Source organism: Streptomyces sp. NBC_00885 (assembly GCF_045207475.1).
Classification (GTDB): domain Bacteria; phylum Actinomycetota; class Actinomycetes; order Streptomycetales; family Streptomycetaceae; genus Streptomyces.
In genome coordinates, this window is the sequence record NZ_CP108796.1 from 3026099 (window position 1) to 3049203 (window position 23105).

The following is a 23105-nucleotide window of genomic DNA, read 5'->3' on the forward strand; positions in this document are numbered from 1 at the left end:
AGGCGCCGTTGTCCTGCACATATGCGCCGGGCCGGTTCTACGGCATCGCCGCCAGGGCTCCGAGCAGTACCCCCGCCAGCGCGCCCACGATCATGAACGGCCCGAAGGGGATCGCGGTCTTGCGGCTCGCGCGGCGCAGAGCCATCAGCCCGAGCCCGTACAGCGAACCCAGCACAAAGCCCGCGAAGGCTCCGCCGAAGAGGGTCGCCCAGCCGTACCAGCCGAGAACGACGCCGAGCGAGAGGGCGAGCTTGACGTCGCCGAAGCCCATGCCGTTCGGGTGGATCAGAAAGAGCACGAAGTAGGCGGCACCGAGGACGAGCCCGCCCAGCAGCGCCGTGGGCCAGGAGCCGCCGTCGCCGGGGAGCAGCGCGGCGAGCCCGAGGAGGGCCGCGGCTGCGGCGGCGAGCGGGAGGGTCAGCTGGTCGGGCAGGCGGTGGACGGCGCGGTCGACGAGGGCAAGCAGTACGGCGAAGGGCGTGAGCAGCAGCCAGACAGCCAGTTCGGGGCGGGGCCCGGTGGCGGCGGCGAGGGCGGCGCACACGAATGCGGTGGTGAGCGGGACGAACGGCTGGAGGCGGGGGGCGGGCGGCTGGAGGCGGGCGGCGGGCGTGCCTGCGGCTTCCGCTGTGCCTGGTGCTGTACGAGCCGGAACGGCCGTGGCGCAGGCCACGCATCGCGCCCCGCCGATCCACCCCCGCGCGGGCCCGGTGAACGGGTGCCCCTCGGCGCAGGCGTCGCGCCACGCCTCCCCCGGCTCGACGGAGAGCCGGTACTCGGCGCGCGGCAGGAGCAGCCCGGCGCCCGCGCCCCACAGGGCGGCGACGGCGATCAGCATGGCGTACACGGCAGCGAGCGTAGGCCGGGACGGGCGGCAGGTCATGGGCCCTGGGGCCCACTCCTGCCGATCCGGGGCCCACGGGGGGTGTGCCGGCGCTACGGTCTACGACCATGAGTGGACGGCGTCAATGGCGGGGCGGCACAGGGACGTTGACCGTGGCCGGGCACACCGGCGGTGTCCCGGTGGAGATCGCGGCGACATACGGGCCGCGGCGGCGCGGGCTGCTGGGGCGGGACGGGATCGCCGGCGCGATCCTCCTGACACCGTGCAACAGCGTGCACACCTTCCGGATGCGCTTCACCATCGATGTGGCTTACCTGGACAAGGAGTTGAGGGTCGTCCACGTCCACACCATGAAGCCGGGACGGCTCGGCCTGCCGCGCCTTCGGGCACGGCATGTGCTGGAGGCGGAGGCCGGGGCGATGGCGGGATGGGGCCTGGTCCCGGGTGTGCTGGTGACGATCAACTGAGCTTCGCCACCTGGGCGGTGAGCAGGACGCTCGGGATCTGCGGTGTCGCCGGGCCCTCCAGGTTCGCGGTGTAGTACGTCGCGAGCGTGCCGCCGCACCGTACGACCTGGAAGACCAGGGGCACAGGATCGCCCTCGAAGTCGCCGGTGACCTGATAGGCGAACGCGTCGTCGCCGACCTTCGCGACGGGCAGCGGCTTCACGCTCCTGTACGTCGTAGGACCCTCGCCGCCGCTCGCCGTGAAGCCGCTCTTGCAGGCCTCGACGGCGGTACGCAGCCGGCTGAGCACTGTCGCGGCGCCCTGCGTCCCGTGGGCGCTGAGGAACTCGGAGACCGCGGGCCGGTCGTCCGTGGCGCCGGTGAGCTGACGATAGGCGGAGGCCCGGGCCAGGGGTTCCGGCTTGCCGTTGATGACGGCGGTGAGCGGGGCGCACTCGGGCTTGTCGGCGCTCTCCCCCTGGGACGGCGGGGCGCCCAGGGGGCCGGCGCTGAAGCCGGGAACGTCGCCGTTGGCGAGGATGGCCTGCTCCAACTCGGCCTTGGAGAAGTCCTTTTGGGAAGGCGCGGAGGAAGGCGAGGCGGGTGCTTCCGGAGTCGGGTCCTGGGTGGCGGGCCTCGCGGCGGCGGTCTCCTTCTTCGGCTGCTGCGACCTTGCGGCAGTGTCGTCCTCGCCGCCGCAGCCGGCCGTGAGCCCCACGGCAAGGGCAAACGCTGCTGCCGCCACCGCCGTGCGCCGCTGCGTCATCCGTGCCCACCTCGTCCGTTGCCGGGGTCCGGTCGCCGCACGCTAACAGCGCTGTCCGCGCCCCCGCATGGGCCCACGGACCCAAAGGCGGCCTGCTAGGGCCTTCGGTTCGGCGCAGCCCGGAGTCCGGGCCAGCGGTCGAGCATGGCGCGCCGCATGTCCGCGCCGAGCCGCCCGAGACCGCCCAGTGCAGCTGTGCCGCGGCTCATCCCGGCCACCACCCCCAGCCGGTGCACAAGCCGCTCCCGCGCGCTCACCGTCCCCCACTCCCAGTCCTCGTCCATGACCCGGGCCAACTGGTCGACGGTCCCCCGCTCCGCACGCTGAACCAGCGCGTCGCCCCGGATCAGCCACCCCGCACAGGCGTCGACGAGCTCACCCTCGACATCCGTACCGGTCGCCTCCCGCCAGGTCGTGCGGTATGCCGCCTCGGCCTGCGCGAGCAGCGGTTCGGGGGCGGCGGTCACGCACCAGCAGGTGGGGAAGCCGATCCGCAGATACGCCAGTTCCATCAGCGCATTGCCGAGGCAGGCCTGCTCGAAGTCGATGAAGCGAATGCCGTCGTCGGTGTGCAGGTCATTGCCCGGGCACGGGTCGCCGTGCAACAGGGCGGGCGGCCCGTCCAATTCGGCGAGCCTGTCCAGGAGTCGGCCCAGTTCGTCCTCGACACCGGCCGGGATCGGGACGCCGAGCGCGTCGGCGAGTCCCAGAAACGACTCGATGTCCTTCGCGTCCGGCCCGGCCCACGGCGGCAGCTCACCGCCGCCCCCGCCCACACCTGCCGCATGCAGCCGGGCCAGCGCTGTCGCGTACTGGACCTCCCAGCCCGCGCGCGGGGGCCTGTGCTCCACGTACTCCAGCACCAGCACGCGCTCGTCGGCGTCCGCGCCCAACAGCCGTGGCACAACGGGCGGTCGGACCGGTGCGGCGAGCCGCAGCGCGGTCACCTCGCGCGCGTAGCGCTCATCTGCCCCCGCGCCCGCGACGAGCTGCTTGACGACGGCCGTGCCCGCGTCGAGCTCGACGCGCCACACAGCGGACCGCGGGCCGCTCTCCAGCAGCCGGGCGCGTCGCGGCACGCCCAGTTCGTCCCGAAGCCGTGGGCCGAGAGGAACGCTCATGTCTGCTCCCCCGTTTCGGCGTCCGTTTCGGTGTCCGTTTCGTTGTCCGTTTCCGCGTCCGGCCAGGGGACGCGCCGGGGCCGCCGGCTCCGCCACCACTGCGCCTCGCCGTCGGCGGCCATCGGCACCGTATGCGTACGGAAGAGGGCGTCGAGTTGCCCGAGGGCCGTACGGAAAGGCTCCACATACGCCTGCGGAAGCCTCGGCTCAAGGACTTCGAGTTCGTCCCGCTCGGCCAGGTCCTCCTCGTACAGATCCGGACGGTAGCGCCCCGACGGCGCCCAGTCCCGCTCCAGCCTCCGCACCAGCCGCTCCCAGGTCACCAGCCCGATGCGGGCCGCGTCCGCCTCGCTGCCCACCGAACCGTCCGGGACGGCGGCGGTGAAGGCATCGGTCACCGGGAGCTCGATGCGCTCCTCGCGCAGGATCTCCGGCAGCACGGTCACCCGGGCTTCCGGCAGATCGGGCAACGGCGCCTCGACGGCGTCGACGACGTACGGATCCTCGTGCTCGTCCGGTTCGTACAGCCTGGCCCGCGTCCTCAGCCCGCCGGGGGTCACCGCCCAGTACGCGCTCGGCGGGAACGCCTCGGCCGGGTACAGCACCGTCGTCCCCGCCCGCGCCGCGAACCGGCGCGCCAGCTCGGCCTCGTCGAGGATCCCGCACGTCCCCTCGGCGACGTACACATCAAGCAGGAGGCCGAGCCCACCGGCGGGCAGCCGGGTGTAGGCGCACAGCACGGGGGCGTCCCAACTCCGCACCTCCGGGTCCGCCTCCGCGTCGGCCACGTCGACCTCGGCGGGTGCGACGCCCACGGCTCCGGCGAGCGCGGCGACGAGCACGTCGGGCTCCAGCAGGCCCACGGCGAACAGGTCACCCGTCACGGGTGCGTCACGTCGCGGATTTTCTTCAGTCATACGGGGTCTCGGCCCGGAACGGATCAATCACCGGCCGCTTCCTCCGAGGGACACTTCCACGGTCTCGACGCCGGCCTCCTCGCCCGCGTACAGCTCCCGCCAGCGCTGCTCGTCGGCCACATTGCCGATCCTGATGCCGAACGTCCAGGTCGGGTCGAAGAAGAGCGTGTGGCGTCCCTCGAAGTCGAGGGCGAGACACTTGAGGTGGTCGGCGACCTGATACGCCCGCAGCCGCACGCAGCGCACGGTGTCTCTGCCGTCGCCGAAGAGCTGTTCGCCGTACGAGGCGACCACGACCTCGTCCTCGGCCTCCGCGAGCAAGTCGACATCGTCCCAGCTGACCTGAGGCACGCGCGCGACGGCGAGGCGGTCGTACTGCCCTGCCGATCGGAGCCTCAGCAGTCCGCTGTCCAGCCTCAGCCAGACGACCAGGGGCTGCGGCCGGAACTCGGGGACCTCCCCGTCCCGGTCGATCCAGCCCGGGACGAGGACGTCATACACCTGGTGGTCCCTGAGCGCCTCGTCGACCGTGCCCCAGCCACCCATTGCCCACACACCTTTCGCTCCGCCGAAGCCCGCTCGCCCCAGGCCGCCGAGGACCCCACCGCCCAGGACCCACCGCCCAGGACGGCCCTAACCTGCCTTCGGCGGCACCCTCTTGGTGATCTGGATCGCCGTGTCGAGCCCGGTTCCGCTCTCGAGCGCCGTCCAGAAGTCGCCGTTCTCCCGGAGGACGATGGTCACGCCCTTGCCACGGTAGATCATTCCCTCGGGCTCGCCCTTCTTCAACGTGCCCTTTCCGACCAGTTCGAAAGTGCCGTCCTTGATGGCGTTCTGGATGTCCTGGCGGAAGCGCGGACCGTCCTCCTTCAGCTTCTTGTACGTGGTCCCCAGGGCGTCCTCGATGAGCTTCTTGTGGCGCTGGAAGTGGCTCCTGAACTTGCTCGGATCGCCTTCGCCCACCGTGGGGTTCCTGGCCTCGGCGATCTCGTCCGCCGACAGGCAGTCGCCGTCGTTGTTGTGCACGAGGGCACTCTCGGCACCGACCCCGACGTAGTAAGTGTGGATCCCCTCGACCGTCAGGTCGTGGGTGGTCTGACGCTGGGTATAGCGGGAAACCGCGGCGACCTTCAGAGTCCGGCCGGACGGCATTCTCAGCCCGTCGCCCGGAACGATTTCTCCGGCAACCGCCCAACGGCCCCGGCCGGTCAGCCAGAAGGGGTGGGTGTCCGTCGCGGTCAGCACGGCGGCACCGCCGCTCGTCGTCACCTTGAGGCGGGTGAAGGCCTTGTCGTCGTACGTCGTGATGGTGTCGGTCACCCGGCGTACCGTGGTCAGCCCGCCGACCGGATCGGTGACGATGACCTTCGCGCCGACGGACACGCTCTCGATCGGGATCCGCCGGCCGTCGGCCAGCAGGACGGGAGTGCCGGGCGGGAAACTGTGGACGGGACACGAGGTCGGCTTGTCCTTGTCCTTCGGTTTGTCCTTCTTCTCCGCGTCGAGCTTCCTCTTGGCATCGGCGAGCTTCTTCTCCGCCTCGCTCACCCGCTTGCGGTTCTTGATGAGCCCCTTGAGCCCGTCGTACAGATCCCCACCGTGCTTCTTGAGCTTCCTGACGAGCTCGACGGCCTTCTTCCACTTCCAGGGCGCCCCGTACTTCGCGGCAAGCTTCCCGACGGCGCCGCCGATCAGACTGAGCAGCACATTGACGAGCGTCTCGGTGCAGGCGCCCATGTCGCCCTTGGTGATGCAGTCGAGCGCATCGGTGATCCCGAGCTCATCGGCAAGAATCTTCGCGAGCTCTTTGGCGGCCTCGATGGCCTTGTCCTGATCGGACTTCTCGGCGGCCTGGGCGTCCTGGAGCTCTTTGAGGGCCTTTTCGTAGTCGATCTGGGACTGGGGCTTCCGGCCGCCGCCGGGGTCGTCGTCGGACCCGTCGGAGCCGTCGTCGGCTGCAGGCTGGTCGTCGGTGGCCTGCGGGTCTCCCCCACCATCAACGCCACAACTTCCGCCGACCGCCTGGCAGATCTTGTTCCCGATGGTCTTGCCCACCTCGGGCACACCACCGGTCGCCACCAGCGCGCCAATGATGGCGATCACCACCACGACCAGACCGATGTACTCCACCGCGGTCTGGCCCGACTGCGACTTCCGCAGCCCGAGCGCCCTGGCATCGGTGTGCGGCAACAGCGCACCCATCCGCCGGCGAAGCTGACGCACTACCCCCATACGCGACATGCACTCGACGCTAAGGCGCGGTCCATGCGCAGTCGTGGGCCCCAGGACCCAAAGTCGGGCTCATCTCGGCCGACACATGAAGTAGGCCCCGCTGCAAGGAGATTGCGGCGGAGCCCACTGAGCTTCGTACGGAGAACGGCCCGGGAGTCTAGGAGGCCGTGCCTCGCGGGAAGGAGACCTCCACACGCCGGTTCTTCCGGCGGTTCTCTTCGGAGTTGTTCTCAGCGATCGGGAACTGTTCACCGTATCCCCGGATCTCGTAGCTGATGCCTACGGCGGCGAGTTCCTGCGAAAGCACACCGTGTACCGCGGCGGCGCGCTGCCTGGACAGCACGTCACCGTGCTCGGCCGAGCCCAGGTCGTCCGTGAAGCCGAACACCCGCACCTTCCTGGCGTTCTGCTTCTTGATCTCCTCGGCAATATCCTTGATACGGGCGTTGGCATCGCTGCTCAGCTTCGCGCTGTCCTTACCGAAGAGGACCTCGGCCTGCAGGCTGAACTTGACCTCGGAATTCGAGTCCTCGCGCTGCTCATTGCCCGCCTCGTCGCCGACGACCTGCTTGATCTCCAGAACCTTGGCAGCGGCGAGCGTAGCGCCGTCGACCATCTTGAGGTCGGGGTCGCTTACGTCGATCCTCCCCTCGTACACGGAAGTCGCCTTGGGGCGCGGTCCGTCGTCAGCTCCCGCCGACGGAACGGCAATTACGGTCAGAGCAAGGGCAATGGAACCGATGAACACGGCCCTGCCACGCGCGAATCCAGTACTGACCAGCATGCGTCACTCGCTTCCGAGCCGGAGCGTCACGGACTGGAAGGTCGGCAGCGAGAACGTCATCTGGTTCACGGTCTCAGGGGGCGCCGGGAACTGCATGAAGACCGGAGTCGACGACTTGGCCTTGACACTGCTGACTGTGGTGACCAGCGGCCGGTTTTCGGTGTCACGCAGGACGTAGTAGCGCTTCTTCTCCTTGGCGTCCACCAGGGTGGCTCCGGCCAATGAGCCACCGCCGACCGCCGAATTGACCTCGAGTTCGGAACCGGACCAGTCGGATGTGTGATTGAAGTTATTGTCCGTGGTGTTCCGCATGTTCCCCTGGATCGTCACAAACCCGCCGGCGTCGCGCACGGCGGCGGTGATGTCCAGCTCCATCCCGTCTTCCCCCTTGAGCGTCGTCAGGACCTTGCCCGGTCCTGGGTTCGCGCTTCCGGGATTCCCCTTGTCACCCTGATCGACCGCGCCTCCGTTGTCAGGATTGGACGACTGGCCGGCATTGGAGGTCTTGTCAGGTTTGTCACCGTCGCTGCCGCACGCGGCCAGCGTGAAGGTCAGCGCCACCGCCGCGGTGACGGCCGCCGCCGCCCTGCGCGCCCCTGAGATCTGCCGCATGCTCATGACTGCAATTCCTCTGATAGTTGTCACTCGGTCAGTTCGGGTCGATCAGACGGACGGTGAAGAGATCAGCCAGGTCCGGCACGCTACCGAGGTCGTCCGGATCGATCAACGAGCCCAGGCCGTCGCAATCCAGCTTCGCTCCGCTGAGCGAACATTTCGGCACGACAACGCCCCTGGCCTTTGCCTCGCCCTTCTCGTCCGCCGTACCCGGGATCACCGAATCACCGATGGTTTTCTTCGTTTCGACTCCGACCGTGAAACCCCAGTACTCCCCGTAGTACGGCTGGCAACTGGTCCTGTCCGAGTCATTCTTCTGCGCGTACTCATCGGCGGCTTGACACGCCGCGCCGGGACCGAAGCCGCGTCCGAGAATGAGGTCTGCCCAGTCGTCGGGCAGCTTCGGCCCGCGCAGTGCTTCGACGATCTGATCCCGCGCATCCCGGGCTGCGGCCAGCGCGGCGGCATCGGCAGCACCCTGGGCGCCATTTCGCTGGTCGGCGGACTCCCCGACCACGAAATACGCAAACGCGAGGAAGAGCAGGCCCGCCACCACCGTGATGTAGATGGGGAAAGCCTGCCCTGCCTCGCGTTGCCTGCTGTGCAATCCGACGATCAGCCCGACTTGCCGGAGGTGCCGATCACGTCCTTGATCTTGTTGCCGATCTCCTTGCCGATGTCCCCCTTCATGGTCACCACGATCGCGATGATCGCAATGACCGCCACCAGCATGCCGATGTATTCGACCGAGGTCTGACCCTTGTCGGCCCTGCGGTTCATCCGCTCGATCGCCGTGTTCTTCCAGCCGCTCACGCGAAGCTGCGTCGCAACCGCAGCCTTGAGCGCGATGTCCTTCGACATGATGTTCCCCTCCGGGTCCGGCCGGCCGCACACCGGCCGGTTCGCACGTCTCTTGTGTGCCTTCCGCGCAACCGGCTTCCTCCTGGCCGGTGCCGCTTCCGACGCGAGAAACGTACGACGGACGGGTGGTCCCCGCAGAGGGTCCCAGGGCCCAATCCGAGGCCCAAAGAGAGGGATGGGCCTTTCCGTTCTGACTGTGGGCCCGGCGGCCCGCACCGCACATCGCCGTGCCGTCAGCCATGGCCGGCCGCCCCCCTCGGCATGCCGCCACCGCTGTGGCCATGTGCTGTGCCGAGCCATACCGCGATGGCTTCGCTCCGGCTGGTGCTGTGCAACTTGGCGAAGATGCGGTTGATGTGGTTCTTGACCGTCTTCTCGCTGATGAAGCAGGTGGCGGCGATCTGCTGATTGGTCATGCCCGACGCGATCAGATCCATCACCTCCACCTCCCGCGAGCTAAGGCCGAACCCTGTCCTGGACCCGGCGCGTTGAGTCGGCTTCCGTGGAGTTGCCGCCTGCCGCGCCTCCAACGACTGTCCCATGTTTGGTTGCATACGCGAAGCGCCGTGCTGCGGCTGCAATGAGTTTGATACATAGGAGCCGTCCTGGTGCCCGAAGTTGGACGTCTGGCGCGGATCGGTTTGCGATGCAGAACCATGTGCAGTCGCACCCTGATGTCCCAGCCCTCCCGGAAGCTGCGGAGGCTCGGACGGCGCGCGCTCGCCCCGCACATGGGCGAGCAGCGCGTTGGCGGCGGTGACCGTGAAGTGGGCCCGGCCCTGCCTGATATCCCGTACCGCGTCGACGAGTTGGTCCGCGGTGAACTCTCCGTGGACCAGATAGCCGCCCGCGCCCAGGCGCAGCGCCTCGTGCACGATCTCGCTCTCTCGGCTGTACGTCAGCATCATCACCGGGGCGATCCGCACCAGATGCGGAAGCGCGGAGATGCCGTCGACGCCCGGCATCCTGACATCGAGCAGAACCACGTCAGGACGGTGTTGCTGGGCGGCCTCACAGGCCTGGCGTCCGTCTGCTGCCTCGGCGACGACCGCGATGTCCTCGCGGCCGGAGAGCAGCGCATGGAGCCCGGCCCGTACGACGGGGTTGTCGTCGGCGACCACGATCCGCAGCGGAGTCGGCCTCACCGGAGCGGGGAGGGCGGGGAACCCTCCGGATGCCGCGGCCGGCGGGGGAAGCGGTACCTGGGCAGGTGTGTGCTCAGAGCGGATGGGTGTGCTGTGCGACGACGTGTGCTGGGACACGTGCGACGACGGCAGTTGTTGTCCTGGTGAGTACGACGAATCGTCCGGCATGATGCGGCCTCCTTTCAGTGGGTGGGGGGAATGCTGTCGGTGGGGACTGGCTGGTGCGTCAGCGGTGGGTGTGTGTCGGCGGGCAAGCCATGGGGTAGCAAGGCGTTGACGGGGATTTCGAGGCGGACTTCGGTTCCCTTGGTCGCCCGTCCGCGTCCGATGCGAATGCGGGCGCCGATTCCGGCAGCGCGCTCGACCATGCCGACGAGTCCGAAGTGGCCCGCCTTTCTGAGGTCGTCGAGCGACGTGCCCGGCGGCAGACCGCGCCCGTCGTCGTAGACGCTGATGCGCAGCGCTCTGTCGACGACACCCACGGACACGTCGATGTAGGTGGGCCGGGCATGGCGGTGGGCGTTCTCCATCGCCTCGGACGCGATGGTCAACAGGTGCCGCGCGACGGCATGCGGGACTTCGGGTACGGGCAGTTCGCCGAGGGTGTGCCAGGTGGCCCCCATCCCGGTCCGCCGGGCGAAGTCCTCGGTGCGGGCGGCGAGTTCCGCGGCCACGTCGACGCCTGCGGCTTCGATATCGGTCTGGCGGCGCAGGTCGGAGAGCAGTTCACGGGATTCGGCTGCCGCGCGGCGGGCGGATCTGGCGACCACTTCCGCCTGGTGCCTGACGGTGAGTGGATCCATACGGTCGGCGGAGGAGGCCAGACCGTCCGCGGCCATCGCCACACCGTGCAGGGTCTTGGCGACGGAATCGTGCATCTCACGTGCCAGACGGGCACGTTCACCCTGGACGGCCTCGGTCACCGCGAGCCGCGAGCGTACGTCGCTGAGTGCCTGCGTCGCCGTACCGAAGCGGAGCATCAGCTGGCGCAGGCTGACCCCGACGGCGCCGAGCACGGCACACAGGCCGGGCAGAAGTGTGGAGCCGGCGATCGAGACCTGGAGCTCGGCATTTGCGGCGTAGGCGGCGAAGATGATCAGGATGGTCAGTGAGGCGAAGACGCCTGCGCCGCGCCATCCGTAGACAAGGCCGGCCAGTAGCGGCGTACAGATGGTGACGTAGCTCAGTGGGCTGGCAGGGGTGGCGGTGATCAGCAGCAGCGCACCGAAGAAGGCGTCAATGCCTAACAGCCAGGGATGCCGCAGCAGCAGCGGGCCGAAGCGCTCCCAGTCGCGGAAGAGTACGTACGAGCCCATGAAGGTGGCCAGGATCGCGACGCCGACGAGGACGGTCGGCCAGCCGGATGCCGCGCCGGCGACGGCGAAGGGGGTGGCCAGTGCGATCATCGCCAGCCGGAATCCGAAGACCTGGCGGCACATGGCCTGGAGCGCACTCAGCTGAATCCTGAGCGCGGGCTCGGCGGGAACGTCATCGCCGGAGGCGACGCCGAGCAGGCCGTGCGCCGTCATGGCGCCGGCCGGTCCGGTCGACACCTGGTGCAGTGCCATGGAACTCTCCCCCTTCCCCGGGATCCCCTGCTCATCCGCCGAGGCTCATGCCCGAGCCGAGGAACATGCCTGCCCCGATGAGCAGGATGGTGGCCGGGACCATGAGCATGGTCACGATGCCCGTTGCCTGAGGGACGGCTTTGGATGCCCGGCGACGGGCATTCTGGGCGTCCGTACGGCGCATGTCGTTGGCGATGGCTATCAGGGTGTCGACGATGGGCGCACCGAGTTCCTCGCCCTGCTGCAGGGCGGTGACGAACTGGGCGACCTGTTCGGAAGCGTTGCGCTTGCGCAGCTGCTCGAAGGCGTCGCGGCGGCTCATCCCCATGTCCATCTGACGCAGCGTGATCTTGAGCTCGTCGGCCCAGGGGCCCCGGTAGCGCTCCGCCACCCGGTCGAGGGCCTGGCGGAAGCCGAGACCCGCGGAGACGACGACCGCCAGCACGTCGAGGAAGTCCGGCAGCGTTCGTTCGATGGCGGCCTTGCGCGCGCGGGTGGCCGCCCAGATCCCCACCTCCGCCCACCAGATGCCGAACGCCACGAACAGCAGGGCGAGGAAGGGGTGCGCATTGATGAGCAGGGCGAACGCCCCGAGCGCGCCGATGAAGCCGTAGACCGCGCGGCGGGCGGCATAGCGGTCCACGGTCAGGCCACCGGGGTTGCCCGCCATGTCGAGCCGCATGCGCAGCTTGTTGACTTGCTTGGGGCCCATCATGCGAAGCACCGCGGGCGCGTAGCGCATGCCGAGGCGGTCGATGCCGCTGCCCACGGCGCTGGTGCGGGTGGAGCCCACTTCGAGGGCGAGTGCCAGGTCCGAGGGCAGTTTGGCGTCGGCTCGGTAGAGCCTGATCCCGTACAACATGCCGGTGACGGACAGTCCGGCGGCGAGTGCGAGCAGCAGTTCCATGACGTCCCTCAGACTTCGATCTTGGCCAGTCGGCGGACGAGGAAGAAGCCGACGAGGTAGAGCCCGAGAGCGATCAGGACGACCGCCTGTCCCAGGGTGTTCCCGGTGATCTTGTCCAGTGCGCCTTCCCACACGCTGTCCATGAGCATCAGCATCGCCAGGCCCATCCCGGGGACGATGTACGCGGTCAGCGTCACCTGCGACAGCTGGGTTCTGACCTCGCGGCGGGTCTCCTTGCGCTCTTCCAGCGTCTCCGTGAGGTTTCGCAGGGAGCTGACGATGGCGCCGCCGGAGCGGTTCGACAGGACGAGGGTGGTGACGAGGACGACCAGTTCGCGGGAGGGCAGCCGGTCCGCCAGCTCGCCGAGAGCGTCGTCGATGGAGTGCCCGAGGGCGAGGGCGTTGGCGACCTTGGCCAGTTCGTCTCCGGCCGGTTCTTCCAGCTCCTCGGCGGCCAGACTGATCGCCATCCGCAGGGCGAGTCCGGCCTGGGTGGCGTTCGCGATGATGCGGGAGAGTTCGGGCAGCTGGTTGATGAATTTCTCGATGCGCTTCTGGCGCTGCCAGTTGAGGAACGCGAACGCGGACCAGAGCGCGATCACTCCCGCGATCGGGCCGAAGAAGGAGGCGAGTACCGAGCTGGCGAGGAGCCAGAAGCCGGCAACGGCGGCGACCATGTAGACGAAGAACTCACCAGGGGTGAGATCGAGACCTGTGGCGGCGAGACGTTGCTCGATCTTCTTGCCGAAGCGGGTCTGCTTGAGTCTGCGGTCGACGCCCCTGAAGCGCCGTCGCCGCCCGGGAGTGGTGATCTGCTGCGTCGATGACAGGCGATGCTCGAGCGCCGCGCGCTGGGCCCTGCCCGAGGCGTACGTATGGACGCCCGCGATGAGGAGCGCACTGAAGAGCAGCGTGGCGCCGATCGTCAGCTGATCCAGTCGATTCATTTCCTGGCACCTACTCGCTACTTGGCTTCTCTGGAGGCGAGTTGTTCGTCGGACTGTGCGATACCGAAGGCTTGTGGGACGGGCTGGCCGGTCATGTAGAAGCGGTCGGCGACGCGGCGGGGCAGCGGGTAGTACTCGAACTGCCCGTAGATCTTGCCGTCGGCTCCCATCGGCCGGGACAGGAAACGGCACACAGAGACGATCTTGAAAGGCTCGCGCCCGTGCGAGTCGAGGACCGCGATCTCGGTGATCTTCCTGGAGCCGTCGGCATGGCGGGTGAGCTGCACGATGACATCGACGGCGGAGTTGATCTGGTCCTGCAGGGCCGCGAAGGGGACCTCCACCTCGGACATCGAGGCGAGGGTCTGCAGTCGCATCAGCGCGTCCTCGGCGCTGTTGGCGTGGACGGTCGCGAGTGAGCCGTCGTGACCGGTGGACATTGCCTGGAGCATGTCAAGCGTTTCACCGCCACGGACCTCACCGACGATGATGCGGTCCGGGCGCATACGCAGCGAGTTGCGTACCAGATCGCGAATGGTGATCCGTCCCTTGCCCTCGACGTTCGGAGGGCGGGACTCCAGCCGGATCACATGCGACTGCTGCAGCTGCAGCTCGGCCGAGTCCTCGATGGTGATCACGCGCTCGCCTTCCGGGATCAGTCCGGAGAGGGCGTTGAGAAGGGTCGTCTTTCCGGTGCCGGTGGCGCCGGACACGATGATGTTCATCTTGGACTGCACCAACGCAGAGAGCAGATAGAGCATGGGCTCGTCGAGCGATTCCAGGCCGATCAGCTCGCGCAGTGTGAAGGCCCGGGGAAAGCGGCGGATGGTGAGAATGGCGCCCGTCAGCGACAGCGGAGGAATGATCACGTTGACGCGCTCGCCGCTGGGGAGCCGGGCGTCGACCATCGGATTCGACTCGTCCACCCGGCGGTTGACCGTGGAGACGATGCGCTCGATGGTCTGCATCAACTGGTCGTTGGAGGCAAAGCGCATCGGCAGTTGCTCGACGCGGCCGCCACGCTCCACGAAGATCTGGTCCGGGCCGTTGACCATGATCTCGGAGACGGACGCGTCCTCCAACAGGGGTTCGAGGATGCCGAGCCCGAGCGCTTCGTCGACGACGCGCCGGATCAGCTGGGCACGCTCGACGGTGGAGAGAACTGGGCCTTCCCGGCTGATGATGTGGCCCAGTACGCGCTCCAGGCGGACGCGGCGCTCCACCGCGGCCAGCGCCGACATCTCCGCGAGGTCGATCTCCTGAAGCAGCTTCGCCCGGTAGGTCGCGACGAGATGACCGTCTTCACGGTTCCCGCCGCTCTCCTCGGGGGCGCCTCGGCGCTCCAGAAGGCTCATCGGTTCTCCAACTCTTGTCCTCGGCCGGTCTATTCGTCGGTGCGTGGCATGGTGGACGTACGCTTCACCGGGTCGAAGCTGAACCCCGGGATGACCGAGGGAATGTCGACGGTGGCCGTCGCCCTGGCGTCCTCGGCAGAACCGCTCATGTCAACCCGCGTGCCCGACTTGATGAGATCGCTGACGGCCGCCTCACCGGCCGCCTTGGCGGCGCCATCGTCGTTGCTCTGGGAGCTGATGCGCGCAGCGGTACGGGCGGCCGTGCCCGCCTGCTGCATGGCGTAGGCGGCCAGACCGAACTGGACCAGGCAGATCCCGATGAGAATCAGGATCGGCAGGAATCCGATGTACTCGACCGCGGTCGCGCCCTTGTCGTCTCTGCGCCTGGTCATCGGTTCAGTCCTCCTCCAGCGGCGAACTGGCCTTGCCGGTCACCGTGCCGAACGAGTAGTCGGTCAGGCCGGGTATGAGGACGGGCACCTTCACACCGACGCTCGCCCGCATCGACCTGTGCCCGAGGTCCACGATGCAGCCGGCGCTGAAGTCGTAGTCCGGATCGGCCACCCCCAGGCGTGCGCCCTCCTGGCACCGCGCGTCCTGATCCGGCCGTAAATAGGACACGGCCGCGTCGTGTGCGGCCCGGTCGGCGCCGTTGCCCGCCAAGGTGTAGGCGTAACCGAAGAGCACGGCCTGCCAGAGCAGTACACACGTCAGGAGAATGATCGGCAGCATGCCGACGAATTCGACCGCGATCTGGCCCCTGTCGCGTTCGCCGTCCGGACGGCACAAGAGCTTCCATCTGTATCTCATCCCCCTGCCCCCCACTTCCCGTCCTTCGGTGTTTCTCCCCGTGTGCGGCGTCCGAAGGCGAATGACCCACGGTCGTTCGCCGTGCGTCCGCCCTTGCTGCTGGTCCTGCCCTCGTTCTCCGCCGTTGTCACCAGGCCGAGCTCTCCGGCCAGGCCCCACAGCGCCTGCTTGACAGTGCTCTTGGCCTCCAGGTCCTGCATGCGCCCGGCGTCGACAGCGCCCTGGAGCTCCTTGAAGTTCGACGGGACGGCGATCCGCGCCACCCGGGTGCCGGTGATCCGCTCGATCAGCGGCGGCTGGATTTCCGTATTGCGCATGTGGCGGTTGACCACGGTGACCGTCTCCTCGGCCTTGCGGATCTGAAGCCGGTCCCAGAGCCGGACCATGCGCTTGGCTCCGCGCACCGCCACCACGTCCGGGGTGGTCACCAGAACTGCCTTTTCCGCCATCTCGATGGCGGTGGCGTTGGCGCTGCTCATCTGCGAACCACAGTCGATGACGACGACCTGGTAGCGCTGGCGCAGTGCGCTGACGACCTGCCGCGCCACCCGGTCCGTGACCTCCTCACCGCGCTCTCCCTCGCCCGGAGCGAGCAGCAGACCGAGGCCGCTTTCATGATGGAAGACCACGTCCTGGAGCACCCGGGGCGAGATGTCCTGGATACCCGCGAGATCCACGATCGAGCGTCGGAACTGCACGTCCAGATACGAGGCGATGTCACCCGCCTGCAAATCCATGTCCACCAGCGCCGTGTGCTGACCGGAGGCCTGTGCGGCCAGGGCCAGTTGGATCGCGGTCAGCGTGGTGCCCACGCCGCCTTTGCCGCCCGCGACGGCCACGACCGTGCCGCCGGGACCGGAGAAGACCTCCGTGCCCTGGCCGAGGTGGCGGCGGACTCCGACGGACCAGCCGGCCGCCGCCTGGACCCGGGTGACCAGCTCCTCGTAACTCAGCGGCAGCCCGATCAGACCCCGCGCACCCGAGTCCATGGCGGCCGAGAACAGCCCGGGGCTGGCGTCGGAGGTGATGAGCACGACGCCGACCGCCGGGAAACGCAGAGCCACTTCCCGGATGACCTCGAGCGCCGGTACCGGTCCGATCCGCTCGTGGACCAGGACGACTTCCGGCAGCTCGTCGATCGACTCTCCGGCCAGCCGGGCCAGGGTGTCGAGGAGGGTGGTCGAGTCGCCCACCGGGCTGGCCGGCTCCGCGTCGGGGAGCTGGCTGAGCAGGGTGGTGATGGACCGTGCTGCGTCGGCGTCGCCGACCGCCGGGATGATTCGCGTGGTCATGCAGCCCTCACTTGTTCTTGTCTTCGTCGAGGGTGTACGTGCTGTCCCCCGGGCGCAGTGTGGTGGGGCTGGAGTTGCCGAGGAGAGCCAGCCGGACGTGTTCGGCGAAGGACTCCGCGTAGGCGAGGCGCTGGGCGTCCGTTGTGTTGAGGGCGAAGGTGATGGGCACGGCCTGGGTGAGTCCGCTGCCCCGGTCGTTCTTGTCCGGCTGCAGCGCGGTGATCCGGCCGACGTCGATGACCTTGGCGTTGGGCACGATGATGCGCGACTGGTCCGTCTCGCCCTCTTTCTTGCCGGCGAAGGTGGCGAAGATATTGACCAGAGAGCCAGGTGTGATCTTTCCTGCCACGCCCGTGGCCGCGTCGATCATGATGGCGATCTCCTGCTCGCCATTGCCGACCGCGGGCTTCTTCACCATCATGTCGTCCTGCAGCAGCGAGCCTTTCTTGAGCTGCGTGACGGCGATCTTTCCCTTGACCACGGACAGATCGGTGACGGCATTCTGCGACAGCCAGCGCTTGGGCATCGAAATCTTCTCGAACTGCCCCGGATCCAGGGACGTGTAGGGCGCCACATCGGTCTTGATCCGGTACGCCGTGACCTCGGGCCCCACCTTTGAATTCACATCACTGATGACGGACAGAACACCGGCGAACACACCGAAGGCGCAGAGAACCGACAGGAGCAGAAGTATGACGCCACGGCGCTGACGTGAATTCATGGGCGGGACAACCTCGTTCAGGAGCGTTGAGGAGCGGACAGAGTCGGAACTGTGCACGTACCTGAGCTGCTGCGGCTGGGCCGGTGAGGTGGAACCTCCGGGGAGCGGCCCGAAGGCCGGTTACGAACCCTGACGCATCGGGGCCCCGTGGTTCAGGACACCGGTCGTGTGCGTTTGGTTCTCGGGCGGGGCGAGCGGTGCGGAGCAGAAGCCGCAGCGATCACCTATGAGTTCTCTTCCGCACCAGGTGCACACCTCTCGCCGTACGGACGAAACCAGCTGGTAGAGCACGGAGATATCAGGCAGATAGGCAGCGAATTCAACCAGTCTGGACGTGCCCCACCAGCGAGGGGAGTCAACAGGGAGCGCGGTTTCCCCCAGGCCCTGCACCTGCCAGGCGGGAGCGAGTGTCGAGCCCACCCACTCGCTCTGCAACTGGCCTTTCGCAACCAGCAGTTGCGTGCCGAACTCGGGACCGGAGAGCTGACCGGAGCCAATTTTGATCAGTTGAGGATTCGGGCTCGCCAGCACACCGAACTGGGAACCGGGGACCCAGGACTTGGCGTGGGACTTCAGGCTCACCGGAACGCGGTCCAGCCTGGTCACGGAATTCAGCAGCGCGCCCGCATAGATGTAATGGGAGAGCAGCCGGGCGGCGGATGCCACCACTCCGGCGCTGAAGTCACAGATCGACAACTGCCGTAACTGGCGCACGAGTACAGCCACACCCAGGGGTGGCAGATCCAGCTTCAGACAAGCGATCCGGTCGCTCTCCAGGACCGACCGGACCGTGTGCAGTCGGCGCTCATGGGCCAAGGGGATGGTCGAGGGATACAACGCGATCACATAGCCGTGCTGCTCCAGCAGGACACTCATGTCGGCGAGCGCGGCGTCCAGGGGCTGGGCGTCGGGTGGGTGGAGCAGAGCCGCGGTGGGCGTCTGATGGTCGGTGGGCGGCAGCACCAGATCGGCGCTGGTGACAGCTATCGCGGTGGGCACGCTGGTTCCCCGTTCAGCCCCGGACGCCGGGGGCCCGGCGACCGCAGATACCTACTGCTCCGTGCTTCTGCCCCAGCACTTTAACGGCGTCCTACGAGGCAGAGAACACCTTTGAGATCTCTGGGCCACAACTCGCACACGCTCCGCACAGGCGAAAACGGGCGAAGGCGTCAGAGGTTAACTCTCGTTTCAGGGCGGTGAATTCGCCAGGAGCTCTGGTCCGCTTTGGGTCCGCGTTGGGTCTCCGGGCCCAAGCCAGCCCGGTGCCCCCCTTCGTACGCTCCACTTCCGATTCCTTGTACGAGAGGCACGGCCACCGAGGGGGACGGCGGATGAGCCGGATGAGAGGACGCCGGGCGCCCAACCCGGCGCGCGACAGGGGCACCACAGCCGTCGAGTACATCGGAATGCTGGTTGTCCTCATCACCGTCATCGCCGCGGTGACGACGCTCGGCGTGGGCCGGATGATCGGCGAGAAGATCATCTGCGTCATCTCCGGCGGCCCGTGCAGCACCGGGGAAAACCCCCGCGCCACCCCCAAAACCGACGCCGACTACGAACCCCCTCTCTGCCAGATCTCCTCCATCACCGACAAGGCCGGCGCCAAGGCCAAAGTCCTCTTCATCGAATGGGGCGAGGAGTACGGCTTCCAGCAGCAGACCTTCAAGGCCAACTCCGACGTCAACGGCGACGGCGCCGTCGACGACCGTGACCAGCGGGTCATGATGACCTTCACCGATGCCGCGTCCGTCGCCCTCAAGAAGGACTGGAAGCCCGGGGCCAAGGTCGGCAGGTTCGGCTCCGACAAGGTCGAGCTCGGGGCCGGGATCAAGGTCACCAACGGGGACACCTGGGTCTTCGACAGTGAGGCGGACGCCGCGGCCTTCCGGGACGATCTGGAGTCGCTCAAGACGTACGAGCTCGCCAACCGGCACGCCAACTCGCAGGGCGGCGGGCTCGGCAGCGGCATCCTCTACCTCTTCGGCAAGGGGCCCCTGGCCGAGGAGGAGAAGCTGCGCAAGCGCATCGAGGACAAGCTCGGCAACCGCCACATCAGTTACGGCAAGGTCGCCCTCGAAACCTCCGCCGCGGGCGGGCTGAAGATTTCCGCCGGGGACGAGAAGAAACTGAGCGCGACCCTCGGAGGCTCGTTCAAGTTCACGCCCGAGGCGACGTGGACCGACAACGACTTCAACGGCACCAAGTCGTACACGTACAGCGCGTCGATCGAGTACGGGACCAAGGTCGGGTACGAGGCCGGGCCGCTGAGCGGAGAGGCGTCCGCGTCGACCACGCAGACCGGGACCATCACCGTCACCCATGACAAGGCAACCGGCAAGCTGGTGCGCATCGACATGACCCGGACCGTCGAGAAGGGTTCGACCAAGGACGGGGTCAAGGTCGGTGGCGACAACGGCAAGTCCGGCAAGGACAAGCGCGGCGGCAGCGCCGGGGCGAAGGGCAGCGATGCGGACACCGGGATCGAGGTCGTCACCAACTCGCTCGCCTTTCCGCCGGAGCCCGAGGGCGATGCCGGGCGGAAGATCGCGCAGGACTGGCTGGACGGGAGCGGGCAGTATGGCGCGCCCTTCGCCTACATGTTCAACGACCACGCTCCGACCCGGCGGCCGGGTGCCGACGACCCCTTCGGGCAGTTGCTCTTCGACGAGGGGCTGTCCAGCAGGACGACCTACACCGGAAAGACCGAGGCGGCCGAGTACGGCTTCGAGCTGAACCTGGGGCTGAGCCTCGGTTTCTCGGTCTCCACCGAGAAGAAGGAGGAGACCCTCAATGCCGCCGAGTTCCTGGGCGCACCCCATGGGAATGGCCGCGACTATGTGCCGTACAGCTACTGCGCGAACTGACCGGCCGAGGGACGAGGGAGGATCCACGGTGAAGAGGAAGACACCCCCCAGGGCCGGCGCCTGGCTGACAGCGGCCGTCCTGCTGGCCGCCGGATGCGGTACGGACACGGCCGGGCAGGCGCCCGAAGGGTGGGGCACACTGCGCACGCCCGCCGTCACCGTCGCCCATCCGCCCGCGTTTGTACCGCAGAGCGACGCCCGGCGCAGCAAGCACAACGCGGCCGCGGCCACCCTCACCGCGGGCGGCAGGGCCGTCGGCATGATGACCGTTCAGCTGGACTTCACCGAGGCCGACTCCGCCGAGGAGGCCGCGATCGCCGCGGAGGCGGGCATCGCGCTGGGTTCGAAGCTCCAGGGGCAGCGGGAGATCCGGGTCAGGGGGCCGAAGGGCGAGGAGGAGGCGCGCCGCGTCGACTTCGAGTTCACGCAGCAGGGGACGCGGATCAGGGGTGTGATCGTGGCCGGTCTGGACGCGCGGGACACGGCGTACGCGGTACGGATCGACGCGGCCGAAGGGCGGCTCGCGGACGGCGATCTGAAGCGGATCATCGACTCGATCACGGTCATGAAGCGATGACGCGATACGGCTACCAGAGGGCGCACCCCGAGCGGCGCGGAGCGGCGCTGCTCGCGCTCGTACGGGCCTGGGCGGCCGGTGTCGTCGTCCTCCTCTTCAGCGAGTATCTGCAGGCCACGCTCGTCTACGAGCTGCTGGCGACGGGAGCGCGCACGGAGAGTTTCGGCGGCCGGCTGCTGCTGATCCATCTCCCGAACGCGCTCTGTGTCGCGCTGGCCGCCTGGGCGGCTGCGCGGATCCACCGTGAGCCGTTCCGGGAGTCGCTGCCGGGGCATCTGACGGCGATGTTCGCGGTGCCGGTCGTGGCGCAGGCGCTCAACATGGCCGTGCAGTGGCGGGAGTTGGCGGCGGAGGGGGTGCTGCTGTCCAACGCGGTGCTGGTGGTGGGGTGCGTTGCGGGGTATGCCGCGGACCGGCTGCAGGAGGAGACCTGAGCGCGTGGCCGTGCGGCACGGGGGTGTGTATACGAATCGCTGCCACAGGTCTTGACAACCCGATTGGTCTGGACCAGCTTGTACGCCCAGCGGTGGCCACCGTTCCGTAACCCCTCCACACCCCCAACTCCCCCACCGGAGGCAGCAAGTGGACCGCACCTCACGCTCTCGGAGACGCCCCTCCCGAAGATGGCTCGGCACCGTGCTCGCACTCGCTGTCGGGACCGGTCTCACCCTCATGGGCATCACGGGGACCGCGCAGGCCGCCGACGTCAATGTCGCCAAGAACGCCAGCTTCGAGTCCGGGCTCGCCAACTGGACCTGTTCCGCGGGCAGCGGGAGCAATGTCTCCTCGCCCGTCCACGGCGGCGCCTTCGCGCTCAAGGGGACTCCCGCCGGGCAGGACAACGCCAAGTGCACCCAGACCGTGGCGGTGAAGCCCAGCTCGGCCTACACGCTCAGCGCGTGGGTGCAGGGCGCCTACACCTACCTCGGCGCAAGCGGGACCGGCACGACGGACGTGTCCACCTGGACGCCGGACTCGGCCGGCTGGAAGCAGCTGTCCACCACCTTCACGACCGGCGCGAGCACCACCTCCGTGACGGTCTACACGCACGGCTGGTACGGGCAGGCCCCCTATTACGCCGACGATGTGAGCGTCTTCGGCCCGGACGGCGGCGGTGGCGGCGACCCCGATCCGGTCGTGCCCGCGACCCCGGCCGGCCTCGCGGTGGGCTCCGTGACCTCGTCCTCCGTGGCACTGTCCTGGAACGCGGTGACGGGCGCGACGGGTTACAACCTCTACCAGAACGGCACCAAGGTGCAGTCGGCCGGCGGCGCCTCGGCGACCGCGACGGGGCTGAGTGCCTCCACCTCGTACCAGTTCCAGGTGACCGCGACCAACGCGGCCGGTGAGTCCGCGAAGTCCGCGGCGGTGACCGGCACCACTTCCGCATCGGGCGGCGGCGGAGGCGGCACGGTGCCCAAGCACGCGGTGACCGGCTACTGGCAGAACTTCAACAACGGCGCCACCGTCCAGAAGATCAGCGATGTGCCCGCCAACTACGACATCATCGCGGTCTCCTTCGCCGACGCGACCGGCACACCCGGGGGTGTCACCTTCAATCTCGACTCGGCCGGGCTCGGCGGCTACACCGTCGACCAGTTCAAGGCCGACATCAAGGCCAAGCAGGCGGCCGGCAAGTCCGTGATCATCTCGATCGGCGGCCAGAACGGCACCGTCACCATCAATGACTCCGCCTCGGCGACGAACTTCGCCAACTCCGTCTACTCGATGATGCAGACATACGGCTTCGACGGCGTCGACATCGACCTGGAGAACGGCCTCAACTCCACCTATATGACCCAGGCGCTCAGGTCGCTCTCCTCGAAGGCGGGCTCCAAGCTCGTCATCACGATGGCGCCGCAGACCATCGACATGCAGTCGACGTCGAACGAGTACTTCAAGACGGCGCTCAACATCAAGGACATCCTGACCGTCGTCAACATGCAGTACTACAACAGCGGTTCCATGCTCGGCTGCGACGGCAAGGTCTACTCGCAGGGCTCGGTCGACTTCCTCACCGCGCTCGCCTGCATCCAGCTGGAGGGCGGCCTCACCCCGGCCCAGGTCGGGCTCGGTCTGCCCGCTTCGACCAGCGGCGCGGGCAGCGGCTATGTGTCGCCGACGATCGTGAACAACGCGCTGGACTGCCTCGCCCGGGGCACGAACTGCGGATCGTTCAAGCCGTCGAAGACCTACCCGTCGCTGCGCGGCGCGATGACCTGGTCCACCAACTGGGACGCGAAGTCCGGCAACGCCTGGTCGAACGCGGTCGGCCCGCACGTGCACGGCCTCCCGTAACCAACACCCCTCAGGCAGCAGCGCCGCCGCTCCCC

The 23105-nt window shown here is 68.2% G+C and carries 25 protein-coding genes; 5 read left to right on the forward strand and 20 right to left on the reverse strand.

Translation table 11 applies throughout. From position 1 onward, the window contains the following. Positions 1 to 37: 37 nt before the first annotated feature. Positions 38 to 847, reverse strand: a complete 810-nt coding sequence (locus tag OHA61_RS13285; protein WP_406303231.1) for a prepilin peptidase — start codon at positions 845 to 847, stop codon at positions 38 to 40. A 104-nt stretch (positions 848 to 951) separates the two neighbouring features. Between OHA61_RS13285 and OHA61_RS13290 the strand changes: the two genes are divergently transcribed. After that, on the forward strand, positions 952 to 1311 hold the full coding sequence (locus OHA61_RS13290; protein ID WP_389371608.1) for a DUF192 domain-containing protein: 360 nt from the start codon (positions 952 to 954) through the stop codon (positions 1309 to 1311). Here the strand turns inward: OHA61_RS13290 and OHA61_RS13295 are convergent. The 19 genes from OHA61_RS13295 to OHA61_RS13385 all read right to left on the reverse strand — a co-directional run bounded on the left by OHA61_RS13295 (position 1304) and on the right by OHA61_RS13385 (position 18330). Further along, positions 1304 to 2056, reverse strand: coding sequence for a hypothetical protein (locus OHA61_RS13295; RefSeq protein WP_406303232.1), 753 nt, complete (start codon positions 2054 to 2056; stop codon positions 1304 to 1306). The two genes, OHA61_RS13290 and OHA61_RS13295, sit on opposite strands and share 8 nt — an antisense overlap. A gap of 95 nt (positions 2057 to 2151) precedes the next feature. After that, on the reverse strand, positions 2152 to 3177 hold the full coding sequence (locus OHA61_RS13300) for a phosphotransferase family protein (protein ID WP_406303233.1): 1026 nt from the start codon (positions 3175 to 3177) through the stop codon (positions 2152 to 2154). After that, complete coding sequence (locus tag OHA61_RS13305; protein WP_406303234.1) at positions 3174 to 4061, reverse strand: hypothetical protein; 888 nt, start codon at positions 4059 to 4061, stop codon at positions 3174 to 3176. The genes OHA61_RS13300 and OHA61_RS13305 overlap by 4 nt, the downstream gene beginning before the upstream one ends. A 60-nt stretch (positions 4062 to 4121) precedes the next feature. Beyond that, a complete protein-coding gene (locus OHA61_RS13310; protein ID WP_406303235.1) occupies positions 4122 to 4640 on the reverse strand; it encodes a hypothetical protein in 519 nt (172 codons plus the stop codon). Positions 4641 to 4727: 87 nt separating this feature from the next. Beyond that, complete coding sequence (locus OHA61_RS13315; protein ID WP_406303236.1) at positions 4728 to 6335, reverse strand: polymorphic toxin-type HINT domain-containing protein; 1608 nt, start codon at positions 6333 to 6335, stop codon at positions 4728 to 4730. 148 nt (positions 6336 to 6483) lie between these two features. After that, entirely contained in the window at positions 6484 to 7110 is a 627-nt protein-coding gene (locus OHA61_RS13320; protein ID WP_406303237.1) for an OmpA family protein, read from the reverse strand. A 3-nt stretch (positions 7111 to 7113) separates the two neighbouring features. Beyond that, positions 7114 to 7728, reverse strand: a complete 615-nt coding sequence (locus OHA61_RS13325; protein WP_361910073.1) for a hypothetical protein — start codon at positions 7726 to 7728, stop codon at positions 7114 to 7116. 31 nt (positions 7729 to 7759) lie between these two features. Then, complete coding sequence (locus OHA61_RS13330) at positions 7760 to 8278, reverse strand: hypothetical protein (RefSeq protein ID WP_406303238.1); 519 nt, start codon at positions 8276 to 8278, stop codon at positions 7760 to 7762. Between the two features lie 62 nt (positions 8279 to 8340). Next, the gene (locus OHA61_RS13335; RefSeq protein WP_266486991.1) at positions 8341 to 8586 is read right to left on the reverse strand and encodes a hypothetical protein; all 246 of its coding nucleotides are present in this window, start codon (positions 8584 to 8586) and stop codon (positions 8341 to 8343) included. A gap of 233 nt (positions 8587 to 8819) precedes the next feature. Continuing rightward, positions 8820 to 9899, reverse strand: coding sequence for a response regulator (locus tag OHA61_RS13340; protein WP_406303239.1), 1080 nt, complete (start codon positions 9897 to 9899; stop codon positions 8820 to 8822). A gap of 14 nt (positions 9900 to 9913) precedes the next feature. Beyond that, a complete protein-coding gene (locus OHA61_RS13345; RefSeq protein ID WP_406307341.1) occupies positions 9914 to 11260 on the reverse strand; it encodes a sensor histidine kinase in 1347 nt (448 codons plus the stop codon). A gap of 70 nt (positions 11261 to 11330) precedes the next feature. Continuing rightward, positions 11331 to 12206: a DUF5936 domain-containing protein gene (locus OHA61_RS13350; protein WP_406303240.1), complete on the reverse strand. Its 876-nt coding sequence runs from the start codon at positions 12204 to 12206 to the stop codon at positions 11331 to 11333. Between the two features lie 8 nt (positions 12207 to 12214). Continuing rightward, complete coding sequence (locus tag OHA61_RS13355; RefSeq protein WP_406303241.1) at positions 12215 to 13153, reverse strand: type II secretion system F family protein; 939 nt, start codon at positions 13151 to 13153, stop codon at positions 12215 to 12217. 17 nt (positions 13154 to 13170) lie between these two features. Next, complete coding sequence (locus tag OHA61_RS13360; RefSeq protein WP_406303242.1) at positions 13171 to 14508, reverse strand: CpaF family protein; 1338 nt, start codon at positions 14506 to 14508, stop codon at positions 13171 to 13173. A 29-nt stretch (positions 14509 to 14537) separates the two neighbouring features. Further along, positions 14538 to 14900, reverse strand: coding sequence for a TadE/TadG family type IV pilus assembly protein (locus OHA61_RS13365; RefSeq protein ID WP_406303243.1), 363 nt, complete (start codon positions 14898 to 14900; stop codon positions 14538 to 14540). Between the two features lie 4 nt (positions 14901 to 14904). Continuing rightward, positions 14905 to 15318 carry a TadE family protein gene (locus OHA61_RS13370; protein WP_406303244.1) on the reverse strand — a complete coding sequence of 138 codons (414 nt, stop codon included), beginning with the start codon at positions 15316 to 15318 and terminating at the stop codon, positions 14905 to 14907. Then, positions 15315 to 16610, reverse strand: coding sequence for a CpaE family protein (locus tag OHA61_RS13375; RefSeq protein ID WP_406303245.1), 1296 nt, complete (start codon positions 16608 to 16610; stop codon positions 15315 to 15317). Before OHA61_RS13375 ends, OHA61_RS13370 begins: the two co-directional genes overlap by 4 nt. Before the next feature lie 7 nt (positions 16611 to 16617). After that, positions 16618 to 17331: a Flp pilus assembly protein CpaB gene (cpaB, locus tag OHA61_RS13380; protein ID WP_361910099.1), complete on the reverse strand. Its 714-nt coding sequence runs from the start codon at positions 17329 to 17331 to the stop codon at positions 16618 to 16620. A gap of 120 nt (positions 17332 to 17451) precedes the next feature. Beyond that, positions 17452 to 18330, reverse strand: coding sequence for a hypothetical protein (locus tag OHA61_RS13385; RefSeq protein WP_406303246.1), 879 nt, complete (start codon positions 18328 to 18330; stop codon positions 17452 to 17454). A gap of 332 nt (positions 18331 to 18662) precedes the next feature. On the opposite strand from OHA61_RS13385, the gene OHA61_RS13390 reads away from it, so the two are divergent. The 4 genes from OHA61_RS13390 to OHA61_RS13405 all read left to right on the forward strand — a co-directional run bounded on the left by OHA61_RS13390 (position 18663) and on the right by OHA61_RS13405 (position 23070). Beyond that, entirely contained in the window at positions 18663 to 20195 is a 1533-nt protein-coding gene (locus OHA61_RS13390; RefSeq protein ID WP_406303247.1) for a hypothetical protein, read from the forward strand. A gap of 28 nt (positions 20196 to 20223) precedes the next feature. Then, entirely contained in the window at positions 20224 to 20772 is a 549-nt protein-coding gene (locus OHA61_RS13395; protein WP_406303248.1) for a hypothetical protein, read from the forward strand. Then, complete coding sequence (locus OHA61_RS13400; RefSeq protein WP_406303249.1) at positions 20769 to 21206, forward strand: hypothetical protein; 438 nt, start codon at positions 20769 to 20771, stop codon at positions 21204 to 21206. The genes OHA61_RS13395 and OHA61_RS13400 overlap by 4 nt, the downstream gene beginning before the upstream one ends. A gap of 238 nt (positions 21207 to 21444) precedes the next feature. Further along, a complete protein-coding gene (locus tag OHA61_RS13405) occupies positions 21445 to 23070 on the forward strand; it encodes a chitinase (protein WP_406307342.1) in 1626 nt (541 codons plus the stop codon). Positions 23071 to 23105: the final 35 nt, after the last annotated feature.